This is a genomic window from Streptomyces sp. ISL-1, from assembly GCF_018614585.1.
Taxonomy (GTDB): Bacteria; Actinomycetota; Actinomycetes; order Streptomycetales; family Streptomycetaceae; genus Streptomyces; species Streptomyces maoxianensis.
In genome coordinates, this window is the sequence record NZ_JAGGOI010000049.1 from 1 (window position 1) to 24915 (window position 24915).

A 24915-nucleotide genomic window follows, 5' to 3' on the forward strand; every position below is an offset into this window, starting at 1 on the left:
GGCCGAGGTTAAGGATCAAGCTCAGCAAGAAGCCGAGCAGTTCCTCTACCCACAGCGCATGACGGGCCACCGCTCGATGTTCCAGTCTTCAGCGCCCTGACACAACGGTCAGGAGGAGGATGACACGCGAACGCGACCCCTGTTCGTGATCAAAGGCTTCGACAACATTGATCATCGGGGGGTGCATCTCTCATGAACCGGGCAAACCATCAGTACGGGCACGCAGTCACGCGTTCGGCTCATCTCGCCAGCTGAGAACGCATCAACCCTGCCCACCCGAAGGCCTGCTCGACGGCGGCGCTCCGTCGCGGCGGCATACGGGGGCGTCGGGGTCGTCCTTCGGTGGCTGGAAGCTGTAGCCGTCGGGGCAGGCCCTGCCCCACTTCGCCCGGCGGCCCCTGCCCGCGTTTGCGGCCCGGCAGGGCCAAGCTCGCCCCGAGGTCCCGGAGGGCCAGCCACCCCCGCGGCGCCGTCCTTGCCGGGGGCTCCGGTCTGCCGGACGCCCACTCCGCGGTCATCCGGACCGAGCGCTGCGCGCTCTCACGCACCGGGGCCCGGCGGCCGGTCGACGGGGACGCTCCGCGCCCCGCTCTCTCGCTTCGCGCTGCCGGTCCCCTCGGCCCTCCGCGCTCCGTGCCACGGGGTGGTGGGGAAATGAGGTCGCGAATTGATCCGTACCCCTTGAAATGAATACTTAGAGAATAAAGTATGCGAATCGGTGGTGGCAGTCGGTTCGCAGCCGAAAGCGCACACTCCGAACCGAGGAGAACCATGCTGAACGAGAACGCCTGCCGTCACCTCTCCGCCGTCCCCGCCCCGGCCCCCGGCGCCCGGGCCGGAATTGCCCTACACGGAGGCTGAGATGGAGGACGCCATGGGCTACCTCCTGGCCCGCATGGTGCCGCTGACGCAGCGCACCGGCAGAAAGATCGAAGAGATCATCGAGTCCGAGATTTTCGGGCTGCTCGCCTGGCGTACGTCGCGGCCCTGCGCACGAACCCGCCGCTTCCCGAGACCGGTCCGGCCAGGGAACTCGACGCGCTCGCGTTCTCCTTCTGCGTCCGCATGCTCGCCGGCGCCCCCAAGGGCTTCGGCGACGTGACCGACCTGATCGTCCTGGACAGTATCCAGTGGTGTTTCCCGGCGCTCGATGCGGCCGCTCAGGCCCGGCACCTGCGGCTCGTCCAGGACTGACCCAACCTCCGGGGTGCAGCCGTTCGGCTGCGCCCCGGAGAGGAGCCGGTTGTTGGGAGGTCGCAGAGACGTTACCGGCTTTCGGTTGGCGGTCTTCAGATGCGGGCGAAGACGTTGACCACTATTCCGATGTAGAGGATGACGAGGATGGTCCAGAAGGTGTAGACGATGCCGGGGTGCCGGATGTAGAGGGGTATCCGGATGGTCGGGTAACGCCTGCGCAGTTCTCGTGGAGTGGGGAGGTCCCCGGGCTGCTGCTGAAGAGCCGCATTACGCCACACGCGGTTGAGTTCGGCTTCACGCCACTGCCGGGGGTTGAGCATCACGGCGGCATGGTCATCACCCACGATGAGTACCTCGCCGGCGATGCCGCTGGAGTCGATATGGGTGCGGATAAGGAAGCCGGGCCCTTCGACGGTGGTCAGCCGACGCGCCCAGTTGCGCACCACAACGGCGCCGTCCACGAGTGCCACGTACGCGTTCACGGTGTGCAGGACGGCGTAGGTCACGTACCACAGGAACGGGAGCGCGACGAGGACGATGGCCGCCGGTACGGCCGTCGGCCCGAGTCCCTCGCTGGTGCCGCGCCCGCCCGCGAGTATGAGCGTCAAGCTGATGCCCGGGAGGATGGCGGCCGGTACGATCGCCCATGCCACGCGGCCGAACCGGCTCGTGTCCGGGGATACGACAAATTCTGTGTAACGCTCACTCACGACTGATACCGCCTGCCGCGGCAGGCCGCGAGAAGATGCCTGTTGTTACTGACATCTTCCGCCCCCCAACTGCATCTTTCCTCTTCACTCCTGATCCCCCTTCATTGGATCTCGGTGACGTACCCACGTGCGATTGGCCACAACCGCTCGCCGTTCGACGGCGCTGACGGTGCTGTACCGGGCCGGTATGGGGGCCAGGCCATGCGGACTGCTGCCTGAACGCTGTGAGCGGGAGTCGGCGAAGCCTGCGTCGGCCAAGAAGACCGCCGCGAGGAAGGCCACGGCGAAGACAGCCGCCCCGAAGAAGACGGCCCGGAAGACCACGGCGAGGAAGCCCACACCTGCGGGGGAGAGGGTGCCCGCGCTCACTGAGCGGATCCATGAGCACCTGAGCGGGCAGTCCGAGCCGCGCACTGCCGGTGAGATCGCGAAGGCTCTGGCCGAGGCCCACCCGCACCGCACTGTCAACGTCAACCTGGTGCGCACGACGACGGAACGCCTCGTGGCCGGCAGCCGGGTGGAGAGGACCAGGCAGGGCTCCACCGTCTACTACACGGCCCTCCAGCAGGACGAGTCCGCGAGCACCGGGGCGACAAGCAACCGGCCTCGGTCGGCGTCTGACCCCGGCGCACCCCCCGCACGACAACACCCGGCTCTGTTGGGCCGGTTCAGCGGGCCTGCCCGCCCCTCCGCGGCCGCCCCGCTCCTGACTTCGCGGTCCGTGGTCCGGGCTTGCGGCGGCGCGGTTTGCCCTCGACGGGTGCTTCGGCGGGGGAGGAGAACGCGACCGGTACACCGGCTCGCGCCTGCGCCGGACCACTCCTCCCCTCCAGCACCTGGGCCGCGGTCCTCCGGGCGGGCGCAGGGGCGTGCGCGACGCCCCGGCGTTTTGTGGACAGCCTCCGGCATCTTGTGCCTGCTGGTGGGCTGGGGATTCGGCGCCGGCTACGAGATCGCCTACGTCCTCGGTGCGGCGCAACTGACCGCCGGCGCCGTCCTGCTGCTCCGATCGCCGTTCCGCTCCCCGGGCAGACCGTAGGCTGCGCCGTCCACTCCCGGCGCACCGCTGCGGAGACCACACGGCGCGGCTGATGTGCGGACAGGCGGATGCCCGCGGCCAGAGCGCTGTACCGCGGGCACTGGAACTGTGCCAGAAACCGCTGCCACCGGCACTTCGCGTGCCGCGGTGTGGGACAGGGCCCCGAGTGACACTGCTGTTGTCAGTGGTGGCCGTAATGCTGGTGGGCGTGGACGAGCTGATGCGCGGCCGGGTCTACGGCACCGACCACGACGATCCCGACCCCGGTCCGCGGCCGGGGCACGTCTACCGGGAGTTGGTCGGCGGGCCGTTGGATGGCGTGCTGCGGCTGCGGAGACGCGCCGCACGGCCAAGGGCAAGGCGTATGAGCGGGTGGTGGGCGAGATGCGTCGGGAGGCTCTGGCCGTCATCGACGCCAAGGGGCCCGGCTTCCGGCCGGTCCAGTGGGAGGAGTCGGCCCGGGTGTTCCGGGTACAGGGCGAGTGGACCGTCACGGTGTCCGTCAGCGGAACCGACCACACGGCCGTACGGGAGGCGTTCGCGGCCGGCCTGCCCGGCAGGCGCGACGAGATCCTGGCGGACGCCCAGAAGCGCATCCCGCGGGTCTCCGGGACCGTGCGGACTTCCACCAGCGACACCCCGGAGAAGGTGCGCAAGGCCTGGCGGCGGGACCGCCGCAGGGGCACTGTGCCGAAGCCCGCCACGGGTGCCTACTCGCCCGGCAGTTGGGTGACGTGGCAGCACCCCGAGACCGGACAGGCGTGCTCGGGCATCGTCACCAGGTGGCTGCTCGGCGAGCGGACCGACCCGGCCCGCCGCACGGTGATCCCCTCGGACGGCAGCGAGCCCTGGAACTGACACCCGGAGCAAAGCCGTCCGTTGGCCCGTGGAGCGCTGTCTGCGGAGAGGGGATGTCCAGCGTCGTACAACCAGGCGGCCACTCGGAGCAGCTGGTCAGCTGAGCGAGCGGGACCGCCGATGTCTGGGGCCGTGCAGCCGGCCCGGCCCCAGAAGCGGCGCGCCCGGCGGCCTCCCGGCACATCATCGTTCACGTCTCCTTGGGACCACTGTCATCCGGCGGGTCATCAGCGGTCCCCTCCCGCTGCATGGAGCAAGCCGAGAGCTTGAGGACCTCTGCCGGGGTCCTGCCGCTGCTGCGCCGGGCGGCCGACCAGGCCCTGCTCGAGTTCACCCACGCTGACCTGGGCGAGCAGGCCGAAGCGATCAGCACCGGAGAGCCGTACGTCTTGCGCGTCACTGTCACCTGAAATTCGCGGCGTACGAACCGATCCCGGGCGACGACGCGGCCATTCTCGGCAAAGTGGTCGCCGTGCTGCGCACTCTGTGAGAACCCCGGGAAAGCGGTCCGCCCGGTCGACGTGCGAAGGACGCCCGGGCGGACTCCGCTTCCCACACTGTCCTGTCGCTGGCCTTGACGCCGTGCACACGGCCGCAATCTGGGCCGAACGAGGCACGGCCCGACGCTGCCCTGACCGCTGATGCCGCCGTTGACAGGGCCGGTGTGTGAGCCGAACGAGTCGGCCGCAAAGCCGCTGCGGTCAGCGACCGCACACCCGGCTTGCTCGCCGATGCATGTTCTGCCGTTCCGCTCCGTGCCGCTCCTTCTCGATGCCACACTCTCGACCACCACCGCGACGCAGAGGGGCTGGAGCAATTGTCAAATCCTGTGGATCACGTAGCTCACTCGCTGTCGGTTGAGTGCGTGTGCCTGAACCCTGTTTCCCCTGGCCAGGTGGCAGTTCGGCGTGCGGGGATCGTAAAGTGCCGGTCGGAAAGCCGTCACCGTGACGGTTTCCCGACCGGCGGCAAGGCTGCGTCACCCGCCGGCAGCAGCGACCGCAGCGACGATTCCGGCGGCGTGGGCCTTGAGCGCCTCGTTCGCGAGCCATCGGTCGTAGGGCAGGTCGCACGAGCGGCCACGCCTCGGCCTGCCTGAACTTCCCGCTCGTCAGCTCCTGCTGCTCCGTCCGTTCCAGGAAGCTCAGGGGCGCACGCGAATGACGGTCTTGCCCTTGCGCCGCTCGGTCGGGTTGAGCGCGGGGACGGCGTCGTCGAGGGTCGCGACGGTTCCAATGTGCGTGCGAAGGCGCCCGTCCCGCACCCGGTCGACGATCTCCACCAGCTGACTCGGAACGGACTCGACGACGAAGTCGACCGCGAGACCGTCGACAGGGCGAGTCTCAGCAGGACCGACCACCGACACGAGCGTCCCGCCAGGCCGGATGATGCTCGCCGAGCGCCTCTGGATGTCACCACCGATGACATCGAAGACCAGGTCGACCCCTCCGATGTCTTCGAGATCCTCGTCGTCGAGGGCGAGGAACTCGTTCGCGCCGAAGTCGAGCGCCGCCTGACGGTCCGGCTCCCGCCCGGTACCGATGACGTAGGCGCCGAACTCCCGGGCGAGCTGCGTCACCACAGATCCGACCGCGCCAGCGGCGCCGTGTGCGAGGACGCTCTGCCCCGCCTGAAGACGACCGTGCTGGAACAGGCCTTGCCATGCGGTCAGGCCCGAGATCGGCAGGCTCGCACCCACCGTGAAGTCGACGGTCCCGGGCAGCGGCGCGAGATTGCGTGCCTCCACGGCCGCGTACTCGGCCAGGGTTCCATCGCGGTGCCAGTCCGTGATCCCGAACACCCGCTGGCCCAGCGAGAGTCCCGTCGTGCCGTAACCGAGGGAGGTGACCACTCCGGCGAACTCGTGGCCGATGATCGCCTGGGCTCGGTCGTGACCGGACCGATCGACCCACGTCGAGGGCCACTCCCACTCTGCCGGGACGAAGCCCGACGCATGGACTTCAACGACGACGTCGTTGATCGCCGGCGTCGGCTCAGGCCGCTCCGCCAGCTTGATCCCGGCCGCTTCCGCGCCCTGATCAGTCGCGACGATTGCCTTCATTTCTATCTCCAAATACCTCGTGCTCGCTGACCCTGTGCTCAGGCCTGTGACTGTGTGTTTTTGGCCAGAGTAATTGTCAATTCCTATGGATCGATGGCGCCGCCCGGTTATGCGCTGAGGTGTTCGTGAAGCATCTGCCAGGTTCCGGCGTGGTTGACGAGCACGTTGGTGCCGCGGCTTCTTCCTGATCGCGGCTGGCCGTCAATGGTTCCGGTCCAAGCGAATCGGTAGCGGCATACCGCATGGTCATCGCTGTGAGCGATCCACTCCAGGTCGTCGATCTGGTAGATCTCGTCGCGGATGGTGGCGAAGGTCTTGGCGATGGCGGAGAGGATGGCTTCGCGGCCGCGGTGCGATCCGTCGGAGAACCAGTAGACGGCGTCGGAAGCGATCCCGCGCGACCGCGCGAGCGCACGAGCGCATGAGCGGCATTGCGGCGTGAAGCGGGCGCAGGAGTGGTCAGCTCGGCCGCCAGTCGGCGGGAAGGGGAACGGCGTCAACAAACACCGTTCGGTCCCTCAGCTCGGCGGGTGACGCCGAGGCGAGGGGGGCATCGAGCCCTTCGACTTCACGGACGCGGAGCCGGAGCGGCGCAGTACCGGCGGGCATCCGCAGCATGGACGGGGTTTCCGGCTGATCGCTCGTCAGGATGTGGGACGGCAGAGGGCGCCAGGCGGGGATGTCGGCGGCGGGCGGGGTGGTGAGGTCGACCAGGTCGATCGCGCCGGGGACGACTCCGGGAGGCGCATGTGCCTCCTCCAGGACGGCTTCGAGGCGGTTGGGCGGGTTCGGGCCCGTGCCGAGGAGGGACACGCCGAGGTCGGGGCCGTTGCGCTCGATGACCAGGCGGCGGTCGGGGAGGAGCCGTACCGGGTCCGTCACGACAATGGGCGAGAGGGACAGCCCGGGCAGGCTGTTGGGCTGGAAGCGGGCGAGTGCGAGCCTGACGAAGGGCGCGTAGGAGGGCGCCGTCTGGGGCGGGGTGATCTCGATGTCGGCATACCAGCGGTCGCCTTCGCGGGTGACGGTGTAGGGAACGAGTACGACCGACGGGCCCAGATCCGGCGAGACGGAAGGCGGCTCGCTGAAGCCGGTGAACCAGCTCTTGGCGGCGAGTGGCGGAAGCGGCGCGGACGCGAAGAGGGGATCCCTGCCGAGCCGGGTCACCGGGACCGCGGGGGTGGCGCTGTCGGCGGCGACGAGGACGGCGAGGCGTTCCCCCTCACCGGTCTCGTACCAGGGGCCGGCGAGTTCCACCCGTAGCCGCCGGGACGAACGGGAACGCTCGATGCGGGTGGACGTCGCCTGGCTCTGCCAGCGGAAGGAGGGCGTCGTCGACAGCAGCGCGAGGTCCGGGGGGCGGGCGCTGGAGGGGATGGTGACGGGTGCCTGGGTGCCGCTCAGCTGGAAGGCTTCGTCGGGGTCGGTGGCGTCGAAGTACGCGCGGAAGCGGCTGATCGCCTTCAGCGTGTAGGTGACCGTGCGGTGTTTGGTGTCGCCGAACTCGTGGCGTATCGACAGGGCGGGCGGGTCGCCCCGATTGAGGGTCTCGCCGTACAGGTGGCCGACGGTCTGCTGGCGGTCGCCGTCGTTGGACCATTCACGCCAGGTCGCGGAGATCTCCAGCCTTCCGGTGCTGTCGGTGTTCAGCCCGGTGGGCGAGAAGGTGGGTCGCAGAACGGCGTTGGTGTCGTGCTCGGATCGTTTGACGTCCTCGCGCCGAAGCTGCCAGGTCGGCTCAGCGAGCGGGCGTCGCACGGCGTGGACCACGTGAATCCTGCGCACGGGTGAGAGCATCGGGTGCCGCCCGTTCTGGACGGTGACCTGCCACTGGTCGACCGGCATGGGGACTCCGGGGGTGTCGACCGGCCGGTTCAGCCAGGAGTTGACGGAGAAGTGGTCGAGGAAGTCGTCCTGGATGGTGGAGGACAGTTCGAGGACCGCCTCTTCGGCCCGGGCCAGCCGTATGTCCAGCTTGTCGCCCACCCAGTTGAGCCGGATGGGAGGGTTCGGGGCGAGCTGTTCGGAGAGTTCGACGTGCCGGGGATCGGCCGAGGGCCAGGGCTCCCAGTCGGTCCGCTCGGTGAGCGGTGTGCTGAGTCCACCGGGCGCGGCGGGAATGTGCGCGCTGATGCCCGTGGTCGCCGGGTCGGGTAGCGCCTTGGTGGGGTCGCCGGCTGCTTCGGCGTCCAGCGCACGCAGGGCCAGCTTCCAGGTGCGTTCGGTGAATTGCGGGCCGGAGTCCTCAGGGCTTTTCGGATCGAACTTCTTGTGCTGTTCGGCGAGGGCGAAGCTGACTGTGGGCGGGTGCAGAGTGCGCCGTTCGACCGCGGGGTACTGGGGGTTGGCGGCGTGGAACTGGGCGGCGTTCAGGTCGAGATCGCTGCGGATGACCATCCGCTCGATGGCCGCGCCGGTGCTGAATGTGCCGTCGTGGCTCAGCCGGGGCGGCTGGATGGGATCGCTGCGGGTGTAGAAGATCGTTTCGGTGGCGTTGGTGCTGCCCGGCGCTTCGTCCAGTCCGGGGCCGCTGCCGGTGAGGTCGGCGATCCGGATCCGCATCTGGTAGCGGGTCGCGAACCGTAGCCGGGGCAGCCTGCCCGTCGGGGGATCGAAGTGCCAGCGGAACACGTACGGAGGTGCCTGCTCGGGGTTGGGTTCAGGCTCCGCTTCACCGCCGAGCAGGTTCATGAACGGCAACGCCATGCTCCAGCTGTCCCAGCGGGCCACGACCTCGTCGGCGTGCAGGCGCCCGTCCGGGGTCTTGACCGCCGCGTATGGCTTGACGTGGCCTTCTTCGAGTCGGTTGCTGTCGCCCAGCGTTATCGTCCGGTCTTCGGGCCCCTCGACGGTGTAGGTGGCCCTGCGTTCGCACAGGGAATGCCATTCGGGGTCGTCACCGATCCGGATGTCGACCCGGTAGCCGAGCACCAGGTCCTCTGCCGTGAACTCGGCGTTGCTGAGGGCTCCGGTCCGGCCCGCGGCGATGCCCGCCCGGGCGGTGAAGTCGGACTGGCGGTCGGGACGGATCAGCATGAGCCCGCCCGTGCGCAGGTCCGGCAGCGCAGGCCGTCGTTCGCTGTTGCCGTCCAGTGCCCTGGCCTCGGTGCGCAGCGCGCGTACGGCTCCGTCGACGTCGAGCGTGCTGAGGGCCCAGCGCGGGGTCGTGGTGCCCGCCCAGTCGAGCAGGCCGACCCCGGTCAGGTCCAGAAGTCCCGTGCGGATCCCGCTGGAGTCGTCGGCGGGGGCGGGCCAGAACGCGTCCTGGTCCAGGTCGTACTTGGTCCAGGGAGAGGTGATGTCGATCGGCAGGTCGGTGCCGCGGATACGCAGGAACCGCGGGTCGGTACCGACATCCAGGCCGTCCACCTCGGCGCTGAGCTCGAAGACCAGCCCGAGGGCCTGCAGCACGGCGGGGTGTTCGCGCAGCATCGCGACGGCCCGGTGGAAGTCGATGGGCGGCGGGAGCGGCGGGAGCGGCTCCTCGGTCTGGACGGACGGCGACAGCGGGGTGCTAAAGCGTTCGATGCGCTGGCGGACGGCTGCCTCGCCCTGGGATGCGGGGCGGGTGAGGATGCTGGTGCATTCCCGATAGGACGTCACCACGGCCCGCGCGTCGGAGTATGTCGGGCGGACCAGGGGAGTGGGCTGCTGTTTCTGGGTGAACTGGTTGATAACCCCCGCGTCCCCGTCGAAGAAGGCGTGCCAGGCGTCGCTGTCGGCGACCGGTTCGTACACCGGAGCGCGGTCCGCCTCGTGGATGCCGTCGTCGGACTTGACCTGCAGTTCGAATGAGGCGTTGGCGAGGAGGGCGGGCCAGTCCTGCAGGCCGAGGTCGGAGAGGGAGCCGTCGCCGAGGCGGGGGACGACCATGACGCGGATCCGGGCGGTCGACGGGGTGGAGAGCCCGGCGGGCACTGATACCCACAGGAGTGTGCTCACGGTTCTCGCCTTCCCGGGTAGACACGGGCGAGCGTGTCCTCGCAGGCGGTCGCGAGCAGCTTTCCGTCGGGGCTGTAGGCCAGGCCGTTCACAGTGCCCGGATGGGCGAGCCGGCCGAGTTCGGTGCCGTCGACGGGATCGATGATCGTCACAGTGGGACTGGGTTCATCGTTGACGAGTGCCAGTTGCGGCTCGGTCGGGTGGAAGGCGAGTTTGATGATCGTCTGCGGGAAGGCCAGAGCCGAGGTCAGCTTCGGCGGGTCGGCCGTGACGTTGAACAGCTGGACTGCGTGGTCCTTGCCCGCGGTCGCCAGCAGCTTGCCGTCGTGGCTGAACGCGGCGGCAGTCACCTCCCTGGTGTGAAGGGACTGCGCGAGCTTTCGTCCGGTGGCGGTGTCGATGATCAGTACGGCTCCGTCGTCGCCGCCGGTGGCCAGCATCGAGCCCTGTGGGCTGAAGGCGATCGCCCTGATTTTCCCGTCATGGGGGAAGCGGAAGAGTTCCTGGCCCGTGGCCGGGTTGAGGATCCGGGTCGAACGGTCGGTACAGGCCGTGGCGACGAACCGGCCGTCAAGGCTTGCGGTCACCAGGGTCACCGCCTGTGGGTGGGTCAGTTTCCACCGTTCTGCACCGGTGTCATGGGCGAGGCGGCGCGCGGTCTTGTCGCCGGCGGCGGTGATCACGTCGTCGTCCCCGTCGGCGGGGAGGAACGCGAGCGCGTTCACTGGTGCGTTGTGGGGGACCTGCCAGAGTTTCTCCCCTGTGAGTGACGTGAACAGGCGTGCGCCGCCGTCGGATCCGCCGGTGGCGAAGTGGCGTCCCTCCGGGCTGAGGGCCAGGGAGGTGATCACCCCGGGGTGGACCTTCTCCAGTACCGGTTCGCCGGTGTCGGCGTGGAACACCGTTGCCGTGGCTTGGGGTTCCTGGCTCACCGCGACGGCGACCGGGCCGGGGGAGGAGGCGAGGGCGATCTGCTTCACCGGACCGCCGAAGGCCCGATGGGACACGCTCGTGGGGTTCATGTTGTGCACGCGGACGAATCCGCCCCCGCACAGCGCCAGTCGTCGTCCGTCGGCGGAGAACACGAGGTTGTGCAGGGGGTCTGTTGCCTGCTCCCACACGGTGGTGCCGAGCCGGGAGTTCACCACTTTCACTCCGCCCGCCGACGCGATCGCGATCTCCGGGAGAACAGGGTTGAACCGGACCTTGGCGGAGTTGCCCACCGGAGTTTCGAAGAGCCGGCTGCCGTCGGCTGCGTCCCACAGTGTCATCGTCCCGGGCAGGACCGTCACCAGTCGCCGGCCGCCCGGGCCCAGTACGGTCGGTTGATCACCGACGAGTGGATCCTGGAGGTCCACCGTCGAGCGGGTGTCACCGGTCTCGGCATTGAGGGTGATCACCTGACGCTCCGTCGAGACGACGAGGCTGCTGTCGTTTTCGGCGAAGGTGAACTGGGTGACGGGTTCGGGGAGGGAGGTGACCCATTTCGTCGCGCCGGCCGTCAGGTCGATGAGGGTCACGCGTGTGGAGTCGACCGCCACCAGCCGCTTCGAGTCCCGGCTGAAGGCGGTCGGGAGCAGCGGCGCGGAGACGAAGAGCGAGCCTCGTTGGTCGCCGGTGGCCGGGTCGAGCAGCAGGATCCGCTCGCCCGAGGCGGCCAGCAGTCTGCCGTCGGGGCTGTAGGTGAGGTGCTTGGTCTCAGCCGTGGGTTCGTCATGCCCCCACAGCAGAGTGCCCGACTGGACGTTGACCGCACTGAGCCGATCCGGAGGCCTGGGGGTGTGACCCACGACGCGCAGGCGGCCGGCCTCTTCGCGGTTGAACCTTTCACATTCGTCACGCAGTTGGGGCGGGAACTCGTTGCAGTCCTGGAATTCCACGAACTCCGTGATCGCCTCCACCCTCCCCAGTCGGCCCGCGACGGCCACGAGCCGTCCGTCGGGGCAGAGCGCGACGGATCTGGCGTCCAGAGTGTCCTTGGTCCAGCGTGTGTCGCCCGTCGCGGCGTCCAGAGCGGCTATCAGGCCGGTGTTCGACGCAGCGGACGTGGAACGGACGAAGGCGACCAGGACCTGCCCGGTCCCGCTCCAGACGACATGCGACGGAGTGAAGGAAAGGGTCGCCGTGGCCAGCACCTCACCGATCGTGCTCATCGCAGGCCTCCTGTCGGAACGGGGACGAACGCGGCCTGGTAGGCCCGCCAGCGCTCCAGTCCGTCCTCGGTGTCGCGCGCGTCGAGGACAGCGCGGTCTTCCTGGCCTCCGCCGCCGGCCAGCACCCAGGTGCCGCTGTCGAGTTCGATGCTGTCGGACCAGAGGGTGAGGTCGATCTCAAGGACCAGAGTCGCCCGGCCGACCAGGGCCTTGGTGGTGGACTGGTAGGCCAGCGTGATGCACAGCTCGATGGACACCGACACCAGCCCGAGGATCTCGACGCACCCGCCGATCCGCAGATAGCCGGTGAGCGTGACCGCGCTGCCGGCCAGCTCGAACCTGACCCCGCCGAAGGCGTGGACCTCACCACGGGCGACGATGAAGTCGACGGCGAGCATCGCGCCGAATTCGAGTGCCGCCTCCAGCCGCCGCAGCCCGGTGTGGTCGATTTCCAGTTCCAGGTATCCGCCGCCGCCGAACATCATCACGGCCAGCCTGAACGGGTTCTCCCGGCTGGCGAAGCCGAGGGTCACCGACACCGGCCGTCCGTCGAACGGGATGGCGATCTCGGTGTTCACCGCGAGGTCGCTCATCACGAACGCGCCCGCGGTGACCGAGGGGAGCGGCAACGAGTACTGCGCGACGATTCCGGCCGGCGTCACGTCGACGTTCGGTTCGATGTCGCCGAGGTCGACGGCTTCCCCGAGTTGTTCGAGCAGTTGCAGTTCGCCGAGGAACGTCACGTCCGGCCCGTCGGTCTCGATCCTGGGCGGGCCTCCACTGTGGTGAGTGAAGGTCAGCGACGCGAACTGGAGCTGGAGCAAGGGCTTGGACGGGGTCGGCAGCACCAGGGCGAAGTCACGTACGGTGCACAGGGTGTCGGACCCGTCGGCCGACACCGTCACGGTCAGATCCAGGGTGCTCTGACCGGTGGGCTGGAAGGGCCCGCTCTTCTTGAGCTTGACCCCTGTCCATGCCATTCTCGCCGCCGGCGGTTGGCCGGGCTTCAGGAGCGAGGCGATCTCCGGGGGTGCTTTCAGGTCGGTGACCAGGTCCTTCAGGGAGAATCCCAGCAGGGTGGCGTCGGCGGGGAAGAGGCTGCCGGGGTCTATGAGTCCCGTTCCCGGGTCGGGCAGCGCCCCCAGATCGATGGGGCCCAGGGTGCGGGACAACGCGTTTGTTTCGATGTGGGGTGCCACGAGTCCACCGGACCGGGCTGTGCGGCCGACGAAGCTGATGCCGAGCGGCGTAACCATGTCCAGCAGCAGGTCCTGCGTTGCGCCCTGGCTCAGGTAGTCGGCCCGGAAGCGGACCGCGCACGGGGTGTCGTCGCCGAGCAGGGTCCGCAGTGCGGGCAGCCTGACCTCCAGCGCCGTGAGCCGCGGTCGGTACCCGGTGGAGTGCAGGCTGCCTTCGACAGTGATGCTGTGCACCTCGTGGACGTCGCCGTCGTGGCGTGTGTCCGCCCTGACGAGGTCGATGGGAATTCCTGGAAGCGGGACGACGGAGTGCTGTTTGTGGACCTCTGCGAGGTGATTCTCCAGGGCGGGGTCGGTGAGCGAGGTGAAGCCGGGCTGTGACACATCGGGGACGAACAGCAAGGGCATGGTGAAGCGGACGTCGCGGTCGTGAGCCGCGCACCGTACGGGGAAGGCGACCGGTCCGTCGTTCGCTGTGGACGGCTCGAAATAGGCGGCGGGGTGAACCTCCTCCGTCGCAGGGTCCTCGAAGTCCTGCCACTCCGCCCTTTTGAGGTCCGGATAAGCGAGCGTGGTGATCTCGACATCCCCGAACGGGAACGCACGGGCGGCGGGTCCTTCGGGGGGCGGGTGGCGTACCGGCTCGGTGACGGTGAGGACGAACAGGCTCCGCAGTACGGCCGCGTGCCCGGCCATCTGGTCGAAGATCCGTTCGCTGAGCTCCACGTATTTGGCCCGGTGGCCCAGTGGATAGAGCACGCCGGAGGTCACCGTGCGGACGCGGACGTCCCGGCCGAGTACGGCCTCGTGCTCCCACGCGAAGTTCTCCCACAGGCCGGTGGCTGACAGGGTGCCGCCCAAGACGCTCAGTTCGAGCCTGCTGGCCTGTGCGGGACGCACACTGGCCTCGGCGGCGAGGCGTGTCCGTTGGGCCCTGTCCAACGGGATGGCGAAGCCGGGGTCGTCTGCCTTGGCGGTGTCGGGCTCGATGGCACGCAGGGCGAGAGCGGCGTCTCGTGAGGGGGTTCCCGGCTCCGGTTGGGCGGCGACGAGCCGGGCCCGCCAGAGACCGGAGACGCCCGCGAGCGTCAGGGGAAGCACGGGATGGAGGGACATCACGTCGTGACCGCCCTGGCGATCCTCGAACGAGAAGATCGTCCGCCAGGGCAGTTCGAGCGCCGTGTCCAAGTCCCCCGGAGGGGATACCGGCGGGATCGGCCGGCCTCGGCTCAGCGCCGTGAGAATGCCGTCCACCGTGGGCACGAGTGTGGTGCCGCGCGACAGAGCGAAGGCGATCCGGCTCGGCCCGGAGAGAGCGGCCCGCCAGACGGGCACGGGGGCGCCGGAGCCGGAAGGCAGGATCAGCGGCGGCGGATCCTCGCGCCGTGAGGTCTCCTCGGCCACATGCTGAGGCGGAAAGGTGAGCAGGAGACGGGCGTCGTCTGTGTCCGCCGTGAGTACGGGCAGACCGTCGGGGCGTCTCCCGGTGAGTGTCAGGCCGGACAAACTCACGCCGAGCAGCAGGTGATCCGTGGATCTGACGAGCAGAAAGTTCGGCACAGCAACCACCAGTCGCAGGGGCCGTATCCTTCGATTTCTTCCCGGACGCCCGGAGGGAGGACTCACACCAGTGGGGGAGGCGTGTCCTGGAAATGGCGACGTGAGGGAGCGTTGACGCGTCAACCTCAGTGGATCCGGTCGCGCGTCGCTGGTCCTGGTCGCTCAGCGAACCAGTACGCGAAGCTGCGTGACGCGAAGGTCGCAACTCTTGAGGTGAGGATCACTTCCACGGTATGGCGTACCGCCGCAGCACGCCAGTTGATGCCTCAGGACAGTGTGCGGCGGCCGGCCCAGGGCCCGCGTCGGCGATGGACCCGCGGTTGCGGGCCCCTCGCTGTGGCGCGACGCTGGTAGCTCGTTGGCCGGCGGTCCCGGCGTGGTGGCGCCCGGTGCGGGCGGGGGCCCATCAGGTGCGCCGCCGATCGGGCTCCAGGGACGCGAGAAGTCCTTGGGGCTCACCATGAACCCCGGAACCTGCAGGCAGAAGACGAAACCGGTCGTGGACTCACCGGTGGACGTGGTCGGTCTGCTGGCCTTGATGTCCGTGATGATCTCACTGAGCACATCCGCGGCGAGAACATGGGGCTCGTTGTCCATGGCAATTCACTTTCTTGCGTGCTGGATTGAGGCCATTGCTCCCGCGCGGAGATCGGAATGGAAAGGACTTCCTTCCTCTTAGGCGGAGCGTCAGTTTCCTTAGAAGGCAGAGCAGATGCCGCTCGTCGCGGAGAACAGGGCCGGAAAACCCTTCCCCGTAGCCACCAGGTTGAGGAGGTTGATGAGTTGACCGGCGGTCTTCGCAGCCTCGTCGGCCCCCGGTGCGAGGAGGGTTATCGACTGCCAGGGACGGCCGTTGTAGCGGAAGCAGAAGGGGAATGGGAACAGCTGGATGTCGGTATTGACCGCGACCGCGTTCGGCAGCGAGAGCGTGCCAACGGCGGTGTGGCCCGTGGCCAGGTTGTGCTCCTCCGCGGCAGTGGTTCCGTCCACTTCGGCTGCCAGGTCCTGGGCGACCTGACTCTCCTCGTCTGGGCACCAGGCACCCCAGACCGGCGACAACTCAAGGGAGTCCGCGACGAGATCGTCGAGTGTGGGCGTCAGGTCCGTGTCTTCTCCCATGGCGGTTCTCCTTCGTGTGAAGGGACACGACCCAGCAATTCGCAACTTCACCATGGATCAGAATGCGCCGTGTTGCAACTCCGGACAGGCTGCCGGATTCTGGGGGTTGAGGCGAAGGAGGCGCAATCATGGCGACAGTCTCGGTCAGCCCTCAGACGTTCAATGTGGCCGTTCTCCAGGTCACCGGCACCAATTCCACCGGACTGGGAAGCTCCTTCAATGTCGGAAGCCTGGCGCCCGTTACGGACACGGCACTCGCCAGTCCCGGGGTGAAGCTCACCGTCGACATCCAGGCCGAGAACACCAAGGGCGAGGTCAACTCGCTCACGGTCGCCGTGACCGACCCGTCCGGAAGTAACGGCTTCTTCGGGCAGGGCACGATCACCTGGGACGACGGTGACTCGGGCGTCGCCTGGATCGAGTTCACCGGCTTCCCGCTCCGGGCCGACCAGGTGACCGACACCGGCGAGTGCGGACTCTCTCTGCAGACCTCGGCCGAGGACGTGGCGGTGCGGGTGTTTACCGAGTAAATGTGCTGGCGGAACGAGCCCGACTATGTGCTCACGCAAGCAACGAGCCGAAGCTAAGATCAGGGTAGCGACAAGGGAATCTTGACTTGCTTCCTCGTTGATGCGTCGGCCACATCATTGCGCAGAATCCGCGTTCGCCGGGACCTCGTCGAGCAGCACCAGCCGGTTCAGCTCCAGCGACTCCTCGTACGGCCGGTTCTGCGCACCGTTGGGCGCGCTTTCCGCAGGTCACGGGGTTTCTACCTGTGAATCAGTGAGCTCTTGCAGCGTGGCCACTGATCGGGTGATGACGTAGGGGTCCGCAACGGACAAGGCTCCCGTGCCGTTGAGGGAGGTGTTCGAAGCCTCATGCGGTGCGGGCGAAGGTGGCCCACTCGCGTACGGGGGTGCGGTCGATACAGATCGCGCAGCCGCCGCGCGCCCACACCGACTCCGCGATCAGCTTCTCCAGGACGCTCTTGCCCGCTCCCAAGTCCCCGACGATGCCCATCGAGGCGGACGCATCCACCTTGGGCGCATCCGCGACATTGATCATCACGGGGCGGGTGGTGCCGCAGTCCAGGTCGAAGCCGAGGAACATCCCGTTCGGGTCGCCGACCTCGCCCACGGTGAAGGCGCCGCCCAGCGCCCAGTCCTCGGAGATTTGGTGCTGGGTGAACTCCCGCACCACACCGGGCCGCACCGTGCCGGGCAGGCCCAGGGAGAACAGGGCCTCCTGCAGACCGGCCGGGCGCACCGCTCGGTAATCGGCGCCGCCGAGCAGCGCGGCCAGGGCCCGCGCCCGCGCGTCGCAGACCGCGGCGGTCGGGCCCCACACCGTCAGCACGGTGACGGACTGCACCTCGACCTCGACCGACGTGCGCGACAGGCGGGCGTCCAGCTCACCCAAGTCACGGGCGGCCTCGGTGAGCGAGGCCGGCATGCCCGTGGGGCGGGCGTCGTACTGGTCTGCCTGGTCGATCAGCTCGTTCTTCTTGCGCCGCACCTGGTCCCGCGCCTTCTCCGCCGGTACCAGCGTGAGATCGACGGTGTAGTCGACGGGGAAGTCGAGAGTCTCCAGCTGGGCGAACAGGTCGGCGGCGTCCTGGCTGACGGCGGGCGGGCACTCGGCCAGCGCCAGCTGTGCCTGGTAGCCCACTCCGGTGTCGGACTCGACCTGCAGCCAGCGCCGCCGCAGCGGAGACGCCGTGTTCAGCCGCCACCAGGCCTTGCGCCCCGACCGCGTTATCTGTCCCGCCCTCTTGAGCTCGTCGACATCGTCGAGAGCGGGGTCAACGCCGCCTTCCTGCAGGCGTACTTGGCCGAGGTCGGCATAGCTGGGGGAGCGCAGCACGCCATCACGGATCTGCCCGCCGAACAGATCGCTGGCTTCGGCTTCCGTCAGCAGCGGCTCGCGCAGCCCGCGGTGGAGGGCGTGCTGGATCATCCACACGATCTCCGCCGGGCGGGCCGGACGACAGGCGATGCCGCCGGCGAGCGCGGCCTCCACCCGGGCGGCCTGCTCGCGGTAGGCAGTCACCTCACGCCGCGCCACCGGCACCGGCTGCATGCCCAGCATCGGGGACAGCTCCGCCCACGCCGCGCCGAGTGATGCCGACACCTTGAGGCCGCCTGTCTCGGTCTGCAGCGGCACCGCCAGCCACAGCGTGCGGCGGTGCATCTCCTGACCGTCCAGAAGATCCAGCGTCGCTTCGACGTTCTCCACCCACGGATGCGGACCGTGGCCCGGGCCCGTCTCGGCCGGCTCGATGCCCTCGATCATCCGCAGGGCGATCTCACCCGGATCGACCTGCGCACACAGACCGAACAGCTGCGGCGCCCCCGACAGGGAGCGGGTCAGGTGTGTGATCTTGGCGAGCTGCTCGTCACGGACAGCCGTCGGCACGTACGTGCCCTGGACGGTCTCCTCGCGACGGCCCTGTGCGTCCGGGCCTGGGTGCAGTCGGTAGACGCCCCACACGCTGCCGTGTGTCGACCAGACCAGGTGCCCGGCGATGTGACGGATCGGCACCCTCACCGCACACCCCCTTGCTCGGCGAGCGCGAGCAGCTGCTGCACACCCGACACCGGCCGCACCGGTGCCGCGGGAGCAGCCGACACCGTGAGGCGTCGCGCCGACAAGCGCGGCGTGGCCGGACGCCGGCGCGGTGTCCGCTCCTCCGGCCGCCGAGCCGGACGGAACGATGCGGCCACCGGAGCGGGGGCGAACGCGTCCTCCACGATGAATCCGCCGAGCAACGGCCGGGGAGCGCGGTCACGAGCAGCGCGGCCGCCGATCCGCCCCCCGTGCGGCTGCCAGCCCAGCAGCATCCAGCCCAGCGCCGCCTGCATCGGCGCCCGGCCCCTGATCTTCGGACGGCGCACTGCCCAGATCGCCAACAGCCAGGCCGCAATCGGGACGGGGCCCATCCACGACCACCACGCGATCGTCTTGACCAGAAGGAAGCCACCGCCGACGGCGACCGCGATCTGCGCAGGTGTGTAGGGACCGAGCGGGATGCGCCAGTCCGCCACCTTCCCCAGCACCCACGGATGCCGGCGGGCGGAGGTGTAGAAACGCCCCACCCGCCCCGCGGCCGCCGCGCTCACAGCCAGCCTCCAGCACCGGCAGGGTGCTCCCGCGGGGCCGGATCGGAACTGCGCACGCCCTTGGCCGGGTTCTTCACCTCGTCCTCGAACATGCCCGCCAGGCTGTTGCGGGAGTTGTAAAGACCCAGCGCGATGATCATCAGCAGCAGCGCGCCGATTCCCGCCTTCAGGCTGAACTTCTGGATCATGATCACGACGACCAGGCAGACCAGACCGGCCTGAAGACCCTTGGTCGCCCAGTCCTTGAACATGTTGATCCACGAGTCGCCGAGGTCGTCCAGCTGCCCCGCGAGCATCAGGCTCTGCACGGTGTTCACCGGGCACCCCCGTCCTGGGCGGTCCCGGACTCCAGCGCGGCAACTTCCCAGCGCCCCGAGCGGGACTTGAGGGCGAGCTCGTACCCCAGCGGCCACCGCCCGCCCTCATCCCGGCCTTCCACCTGGGCCAGGACGCGCACCGCGGTGCCGTCGGCCGGCACATGCTCGACGGCCGCCGCTTCCTCGACAGCGAGCACATGCTGGACGGTGACCACCTGGTACGCGGCGGGGGAGACGGCCGACAGCTTCACACCGGGAGCGAGGTAGCGGCCTACCTCGCCGGCACCGGTGAGGTACGCGGAAAGGAACTCCCCGACCGCAGACGACAGATCCCCTTCAGGGACAGTCACCCCGTACGGCGACTTCGGCGCCTCAGCCCGTGCCGGTCCGGTCACCACGCCAGGCGCGCCGGTCACCGTGAACGAACCGCCCGCACGGTCGACGACAACCGGCACGGCGTAATTGCGCACCCGGCCGTCGGCGTACTGCGCAGCCACCGTCACCGACCACGTGCCCCCTGCGCACTGCGCACTGCGCACCGCCATCACGGACTCCGGCTTCGACTGCGCACCGGAGACCAGGTCGGGTAGTTCGACGTCCGGCGCCATCGACTGCGCGAGACGAGCCTGCGCACTCGTGGCGTCGTCCGCGCTGCTGCGCAACCACGCGCTGACGAACAGCTGCGCATAGCCGGCCGGGTCGGCCGCGACGGCCGCGGTGCGCACAGCCGCTGGCTTGTCCGAGGGGGCGGCCTTGGCGGTGGCCGGGCCGGACATCACCGCGACGCCCAGGGCGATCGGACCGGCCGCGATGGCGGTCAGGACCGCCAGACGTGAAACGCGGACGCGGCGCCTCATCTTCTCCAACTCGACGCCTGCGGCCATCGGAGGAGCAGCATCGCTCTCCAAGGCCTGCTTGCCAGGGGACATGGTCAAACTCCCAGGTCAGATCGTGTACTTGCTGACCTTGAGAAAACCCGCAGGCCCCGACCAGACCACCGACCACGAGCCCCCGACCACGGTGACGATCCGGCAACATGCGCACTGGGCTGCCATGGTCGGGGCTGTGGTCGGCCCGACCACAGCCCCGACCACGGGCCCCGGGCATGCCAGAACGGACCACCGTCGTGAAGAGGGCGGGGACGGCAACTGGCCCAGCGAGCCCAGGAGGTACAGAACAGACGGAGAGATCGGGCGCGCGCCACCTCCGGAAGGAGGCCGTGGCAGCCCGGTTGCGCACGACTCTGCCGGTTGCGCACCCCCGAGGCTGACGGCGCCTCCCACTGTGCGCAGTCGGCTACACATGCCGACTGCGCAGGACCCGCTCTCGTTGCGCAGCCGCATGCGCAACGAGTGCCGCCGTCGCTGCGCAACCGCGGTTGCGCATCCGCCGAGCACCGGGGGAGACCCATGGTCGGCCCGACCATGAGCCCGACCACGGCAGCCCAGTGCGCATGTTGCCGGATCGTGACCGGTGGTCGGGGGCTGTGGCCGTCAGCCTGGTCGGGGGCGCCGGGTGAGCTGACGGCATGGATCTCGCGTACGTCTCCTCGCTCAGCGGCCCCGGCCACCTCGCGCCCGCACGCCCGCCCCAGGGCATCGGCGGCCGCGCGCACATGGCGCGCGAGGAAGCACGATGAGCCGCTTCCGGGCGGGGATCCGCCGTGGGGTGATGGCGGCGGACCAGTTCACCCAGATCGCCAACGGCCTGTTCCGCGACAGCAGGCTCTGCTTCAAGGCGAAGGGAATCTTCGGCTACATCAGCACCCACCGCGCCGGCTGGCATGTGACGGTCGACGACCTCGTGCGCGCCGGACCCGACGGGCGGGACGCCGTACGCGGCGGCCTGAGCGAACTACAGAGGCACGGCTACCTCACCCGCGAACAGCTCAGGCACGACGACGGGACGCTCGGCGAGATCGTGTACTCGATCACGGACCGCCCCGCTCCCGTCGACGCCGACCTGGCGCCGACGGCCGGCACGGCGTTCGCCTTGCCGGCGGGTGAGGCGGGGCCCGGCTTCGGGGCGGGGATCCGCCGCGGGGTGATGGCGGCTGACCAGTTCACTCAGATCGCCAACGGCCTGTTCCGTGACTCAAGGCTGTCCTTCAAAGCCCAGGGCCTGTTCGGGCTCATCAGCACGCACCGGGACGGCTGGCGGATGAGCGTCACCGACCTGGCGCGCCGCGGCCGCGACGGTGAGGCGGCCGTCAAGAGCGGGCTCAAGGAGCTGGAGAAGTTCGGCTTCTTGCTCCGGGAACGCGAGCGCAACCCCGACGGCACCCTCGGCGCGGCCGCGTACTTCATCACCGACCTGCCCAGCCTGCAAAACAGCAGGTCGCAACCGATGTCGGGATTTCCACCGGTGGATAACCCGACGTCGGTTAATCGCCCCACTAAGAACACCAACAGAAAGAAGACCAACAAGCAGAAGACCAGATCCGTCCCTCCGTGCGACCGGAGCGACGTCGCGCGAACACTCCAAGGGGCGGACCAGCCGGACGCACCCGCGTCCCTGCCGGCCGCGCTCCCGGCGGACGAGATGCATCCGGGGATCCAGCTGCTGCTCGAGATCGGAGCGAGCCGTCCGGAACTCCTGCTGACCGGGAAGGTGCTGGCCGATCAGGGCCGCGTGCTCACCGTGATGATGGACGCCGGCTGGAGCAGCGAGCAGCTGCGCCACGTCATCACCGACCGGCCCTTGCCGCAACCGGTGCGCACCACGGTCGGTGCGATCATCGCCGCACGCCTGCGGGCCGCTCAGGCCTACCCGCCGCCCGCCGCGCTGGACAGCCGTCATCACCGCGGCGGGGCCCTGGAGGACGAACCGCATGGGTGGCCGGTGACCGGGCGGTTGTCCACGGGGTCCGCCGCCCGCACGGTGACCGAGGCCCTGACCTACCGAGCGCTCGTCGAATGCGCCGGCTGCGGCGTTCCCGGAACCGCTCCTGGCGAAGACCTCTGCCCTGCCTGCCTCCGCTGGCCGCCGTGCCCCACCTGTTCCGGACCCACACCCCGGCGCGCCCACCCCGACGGCGACGGCCGCTGCACCACCTGCGCCACTGCATCGACCAACCTGCTGGAAGGAAGCACACCATGACCACCCATGCACCGCCAACGGCCGGGATCGCTCAGCGGCTGAGCCCGTTCCAGCAGCAGCCGCAGCGGTGGGAGAGGAAACGCTCCCGCGCCGCGCGCGACGGCCACGTCTGCTGCGGCTCCGGTTGCGCGGCCAACTGCGATCCCGTCCTGATCCGTGAACGAGCCGGATGGGGATGGATCGACTGGAGCGTCTCGGCCGACGGCAGCCTGCCCGAACAGCCCCACCGGATCGCCGTGTTCACCCCGATCGCGACCCGCTCCCAGCGCCTTGGCCGGCGCTGGCTGGCCAGGCGTCCCACGAACCGGATCCGCCTCGGCCCCGTGACCGTACGATCGACCACCGCCGTCGTCACGGCCCTCACCCTGCTTGCGGCCACCCTCGCGCTCATCCACGGCGTCCCCGTCAGCATCGTGCTGCCGGCGGCCGCCCTAGCCCCACTGCTCGTGGAGCATCTGCCTGACCGGCTCGATGCCCGCGCCGGCGAGAACGTCCGGATCGTCGAGGCCGAAGCCGCCTGCCGCTACCTCCAGCGCCTCACCGCTCTGCACACCGGCCTCGTCGAAGCGGCCGTCGGCAGCGACCGCTACGAGGTGCGGCGCGCTGTCGAAGTCGGCCACCACCAGTTGTTCGACACCGCCGACCTGCTCCAGCGCCACGACACCCGCTCGGCCTCCAGCGAGCTCATCGCCCGGGAACGCCTGATGCTGCAACTCGCCTTCCAGACCGGCCAGATCGTCACGCACACGGCGGGCGACGCACCGCCCGCCCGCCCAGACCGGCCCGGCCGGCAGCAGCCGCTGGGTCCCTGTCCGCCCGGGCCCCGCCGGCAGCCCCAGCCCTCAGCCGACCACACGACCCCCGTCACGACGAAGGAGGAAACGCACATGCCCCAGGACGGTCCCGAGCAGCCCACCAGCGAGGTGTACCTGCTCTTCGCGCACGAGGCCTACTACCCGGCTGCCGCACAGGAGATCAATACCTCGCTCGTAGCCGCAGCCTCCCTGCTGCACCCACACGTCCGGCAGCCCGACGGCGCCCGCATCTACGACTGCCTCACCCGCGGCCGCCGCCAGGGCGAGATCGTGCCGTTGTCCACGCTCACCCACGAGCTGGACGGCGGTGCGCGCTGGCCGGAGGTCGGCGATTGGGAGGCGGTCACCGCGGACCTGCTCCAGCTCATACAGGACCGTGAATGCGACGCCCTCAGCCTTCGCCTGCCGGACATCGCCCGTGCCCTGGTGTGCTCCGGCCCGCACAGCGAGGTCCGGGCCTACGACCCGGCGGCTGGGCGGTATCAGGTGTACGGGCCCGCCGACCGTATCGAGGTCCTCGTCGAGGTCGGGAAGCAACTGTCCTGGGCGGAGGCGGGGTGTGCTCTGTGGCCGGGTGACGGCCTGCTGGTTCCCGCCAATCCCGGGGAAGCCAAGTGATGTTCGGCTACGAGGCGTACGAAGTCTGGGCGGACTTCCGCAGACTGCTGACTCGGTGTACACGCCCCAAGCACCGCGGCCGCCGGCGGTCAGTCCGGGCGGGAGACGGCACCGGGCCCGTCACTGCGTCCGGGAACGACGGCGGCAAGGACCCCCAGCCCGGCCGCTGAGGCGAGACGCAGGCGGTCGCGCCGCACCAGGTAGTTGTCTGGGCGGCGCGACGGCCGTGCGTCTGCTCCAGTGCTCGGCTGGCAGTCTCACGACCTGTCAGGGGCCTTCTGTCTCACGAGACGTGTCATTTCCTAGGAGCCGGCAGAGTCCCGGGCGCTGACCTGCGGTGTCTCACGCCTGAAGATCAACATAGATCGTCCGTGAGATCGGGATATGGCTCGTGAGACCGCAGATCATCGTGTAGGACTTCGCCTCATGGCCGACGGCACCGCGCACCTGCGCTGCCTCACGGTAGCCAAGTCGGCAGAAGGACGTCACGGCGCTTCTGTAATAGCAGGCTGCACCGGCAGCGAGGGAGATCGAGTTACCGCCGTTCACCGACCACGCTGGAGGCGGAGGTGTTCGATCGATGGCCGGACGGACGAGCAGGGCCCCCGCGGTGGCGCTGTGCGGGATGGTGGTGGCAGTGGGGGTGACAGTCGTGGCGGCATCGTCCGCGTGTGGGCCAGAGAGGCTGCAGGGCGTGGTGAGAGGCGTCGTTGTACGGCCGCCGGGGCAGGATCCGCGATCCGGCGCGGGCGGCGGGAACAGCGCATCCGTGCCGGTGAACGGCGATCCGGTGCGGGCGCGTGACCAGCGCGGACACATTGTGGCGAGCACGGTCACCGCACCGCCGGACGGGTCGTTCTCCTTCACCCTGTCGCCCGGGTCGTACCGGATCACCGAGGACATCTTCGGCATCGGCCGACAGGCCGAGGTGCGCGCCGGCTCGACGGTTTCGGTGACGCTGACCGTCCCCAGCGCGCGCTGAATCGGGACGCCCCGGACGGCGTACCCGATCGGCCGGGGGGATGGAGTTCCTTCGGCGAACGAGTGGCTCCCACCGTGCCCTCGCCGATCCCGCCCCGGACCGGCGGCCACGCTGCTGATCGCTCGT

At 69.3% G+C, this 24915-nt stretch carries 20 protein-coding genes; 8 read left to right on the forward strand and 12 right to left on the reverse strand.

Annotated features, from left to right (window positions below; all coding sequences use genetic code 11):
* The first annotated feature begins 1065 nt into the window (after nt 1–1065).
* Nucleotides 1066–1194 (forward strand): hypothetical protein, encoded by a 129-nt coding sequence (locus J7E87_RS36015; protein WP_285427432.1) that lies wholly within the window; start codon nt 1066–1068, stop codon nt 1192–1194.
* A 95-nt stretch (nt 1195–1289) separates the two neighbouring features.
* Here the strand turns inward: J7E87_RS36015 and J7E87_RS30085 are convergent, their stop codons facing one another.
* Nucleotides 1290–1850 (reverse strand): hypothetical protein, encoded by a 561-nt coding sequence (locus tag J7E87_RS30085; RefSeq protein ID WP_215097765.1) that lies wholly within the window; start codon nt 1848–1850, stop codon nt 1290–1292.
* Between the two features lie 141 nt (nt 1851–1991).
* A complete protein-coding gene (locus J7E87_RS30090) occupies nt 1992–2276 on the reverse strand; it encodes a hypothetical protein (RefSeq protein WP_215097766.1) in 285 nt (94 codons plus the stop codon).
* Between the two features lie 541 nt (nt 2277–2817).
* On the opposite strand from J7E87_RS30090, the gene J7E87_RS36020 reads away from it, so the two are divergent.
* The 3 genes from J7E87_RS36020 to J7E87_RS30100 all read left to right on the forward strand — a co-directional run bounded on the left by J7E87_RS36020 (nt 2818) and on the right by J7E87_RS30100 (nt 4214).
* A complete protein-coding gene (locus J7E87_RS36020) occupies nt 2818–2946 on the forward strand; it encodes a hypothetical protein (RefSeq protein WP_285427433.1) in 129 nt (42 codons plus the stop codon).
* Nucleotides 2947–3321: 375 nt separating this feature from the next.
* Nucleotides 3322–3804, forward strand: coding sequence for a hypothetical protein (locus tag J7E87_RS30095; protein ID WP_215097788.1), 483 nt, complete (start codon nt 3322–3324; stop codon nt 3802–3804).
* A 266-nt stretch (nt 3805–4070) separates the two neighbouring features.
* Nucleotides 4071–4214 (forward strand): hypothetical protein, encoded by a 144-nt coding sequence (locus J7E87_RS30100; protein ID WP_215097789.1) that lies wholly within the window; start codon nt 4071–4073, stop codon nt 4212–4214.
* A gap of 734 nt (nt 4215–4948) precedes the next feature.
* Here the strand turns inward: J7E87_RS30100 and J7E87_RS30105 are convergent.
* The 6 genes from J7E87_RS30105 to J7E87_RS30130 all read right to left on the reverse strand — a co-directional run bounded on the left by J7E87_RS30105 (nt 4949) and on the right by J7E87_RS30130 (nt 15839).
* On the reverse strand, nt 4949–5866 hold the full coding sequence (locus J7E87_RS30105; RefSeq protein WP_215097767.1) for an NADP-dependent oxidoreductase: 918 nt from the start codon (nt 5864–5866) through the stop codon (nt 4949–4951).
* A gap of 107 nt (nt 5867–5973) precedes the next feature.
* The gene (locus tag J7E87_RS30110; protein WP_251018214.1) at nt 5974–6366 is read right to left on the reverse strand and encodes a nuclear transport factor 2 family protein; all 393 of its coding nucleotides are present in this window, start codon (nt 6364–6366) and stop codon (nt 5974–5976) included.
* Nucleotides 6326–9808 (reverse strand): hypothetical protein, encoded by a 3483-nt coding sequence (locus J7E87_RS30115; protein ID WP_215097768.1) that lies wholly within the window; start codon nt 9806–9808, stop codon nt 6326–6328. Before J7E87_RS30115 ends, J7E87_RS30110 begins: the two co-directional genes overlap by 41 nt.
* Nucleotides 9805–11961, reverse strand: a complete 2157-nt coding sequence (locus tag J7E87_RS30120; protein WP_215097769.1) for a WD40 repeat domain-containing protein — start codon at nt 11959–11961, stop codon at nt 9805–9807. Before J7E87_RS30120 ends, J7E87_RS30115 begins: the two co-directional genes overlap by 4 nt.
* Nucleotides 11958–14672, reverse strand: coding sequence for a hypothetical protein (locus J7E87_RS30125; RefSeq protein ID WP_215097770.1), 2715 nt, complete (start codon nt 14670–14672; stop codon nt 11958–11960). The genes J7E87_RS30120 and J7E87_RS30125 overlap by 4 nt, the downstream gene beginning before the upstream one ends.
* A 744-nt stretch (nt 14673–15416) precedes the next feature.
* Nucleotides 15417–15839, reverse strand: coding sequence for a hypothetical protein (locus J7E87_RS30130; protein ID WP_215097771.1), 423 nt, complete (start codon nt 15837–15839; stop codon nt 15417–15419).
* 128 nt (nt 15840–15967) lie between these two features.
* On the opposite strand from J7E87_RS30130, the gene J7E87_RS30135 reads away from it, so the two are divergent.
* Complete coding sequence (locus J7E87_RS30135; protein ID WP_215097772.1) at nt 15968–16369, forward strand: hypothetical protein; 402 nt, start codon at nt 15968–15970, stop codon at nt 16367–16369.
* Nucleotides 16370–16715: 346 nt separating this feature from the next.
* On the opposite strand, the gene J7E87_RS30140 is transcribed toward J7E87_RS30135, so the two are convergent.
* The 4 genes from J7E87_RS30140 to J7E87_RS30155 are packed head-to-tail and all read right to left on the reverse strand — an operon-like array spanning nt 16716 to nt 20204.
* Nucleotides 16716–18386, reverse strand: a complete 1671-nt coding sequence (locus J7E87_RS30140; protein WP_308313128.1) for a hypothetical protein — start codon at nt 18384–18386, stop codon at nt 16716–16718.
* A complete protein-coding gene (locus tag J7E87_RS30145) occupies nt 18383–18958 on the reverse strand; it encodes a hypothetical protein (protein ID WP_215097773.1) in 576 nt (191 codons plus the stop codon). The genes J7E87_RS30140 and J7E87_RS30145 overlap by 4 nt, the downstream gene beginning before the upstream one ends.
* A complete protein-coding gene (locus J7E87_RS30150; protein WP_215097774.1) occupies nt 18955–19275 on the reverse strand; it encodes a hypothetical protein in 321 nt (106 codons plus the stop codon). Before J7E87_RS30150 ends, J7E87_RS30145 begins: the two co-directional genes overlap by 4 nt.
* Entirely contained in the window at nt 19272–20204 is a 933-nt protein-coding gene (locus J7E87_RS30155) for a conjugal transfer protein (protein ID WP_215097775.1), read from the reverse strand. Before J7E87_RS30155 ends, J7E87_RS30150 begins: the two co-directional genes overlap by 4 nt.
* Before the next feature lie 706 nt (nt 20205–20910).
* On the opposite strand from J7E87_RS30155, the gene J7E87_RS30160 reads away from it, so the two are divergent.
* From J7E87_RS30160 to J7E87_RS30170, 3 genes are all read left to right on the forward strand, one after another.
* Nucleotides 20911–22374, forward strand: coding sequence for a hypothetical protein (locus J7E87_RS30160; protein ID WP_215097776.1), 1464 nt, complete (start codon nt 20911–20913; stop codon nt 22372–22374).
* On the forward strand, nt 22371–23807 hold the full coding sequence (locus J7E87_RS35610) for a hypothetical protein (RefSeq protein WP_251018215.1): 1437 nt from the start codon (nt 22371–22373) through the stop codon (nt 23805–23807). The genes J7E87_RS30160 and J7E87_RS35610 overlap by 4 nt, the downstream gene beginning before the upstream one ends.
* 580 nt (nt 23808–24387) lie before the next feature.
* Entirely contained in the window at nt 24388–24789 is a 402-nt protein-coding gene (locus J7E87_RS30170) for a hypothetical protein (RefSeq protein WP_215097777.1), read from the forward strand.
* The last annotated feature ends 126 nt before the right edge of the window (nt 24790–24915 follow it).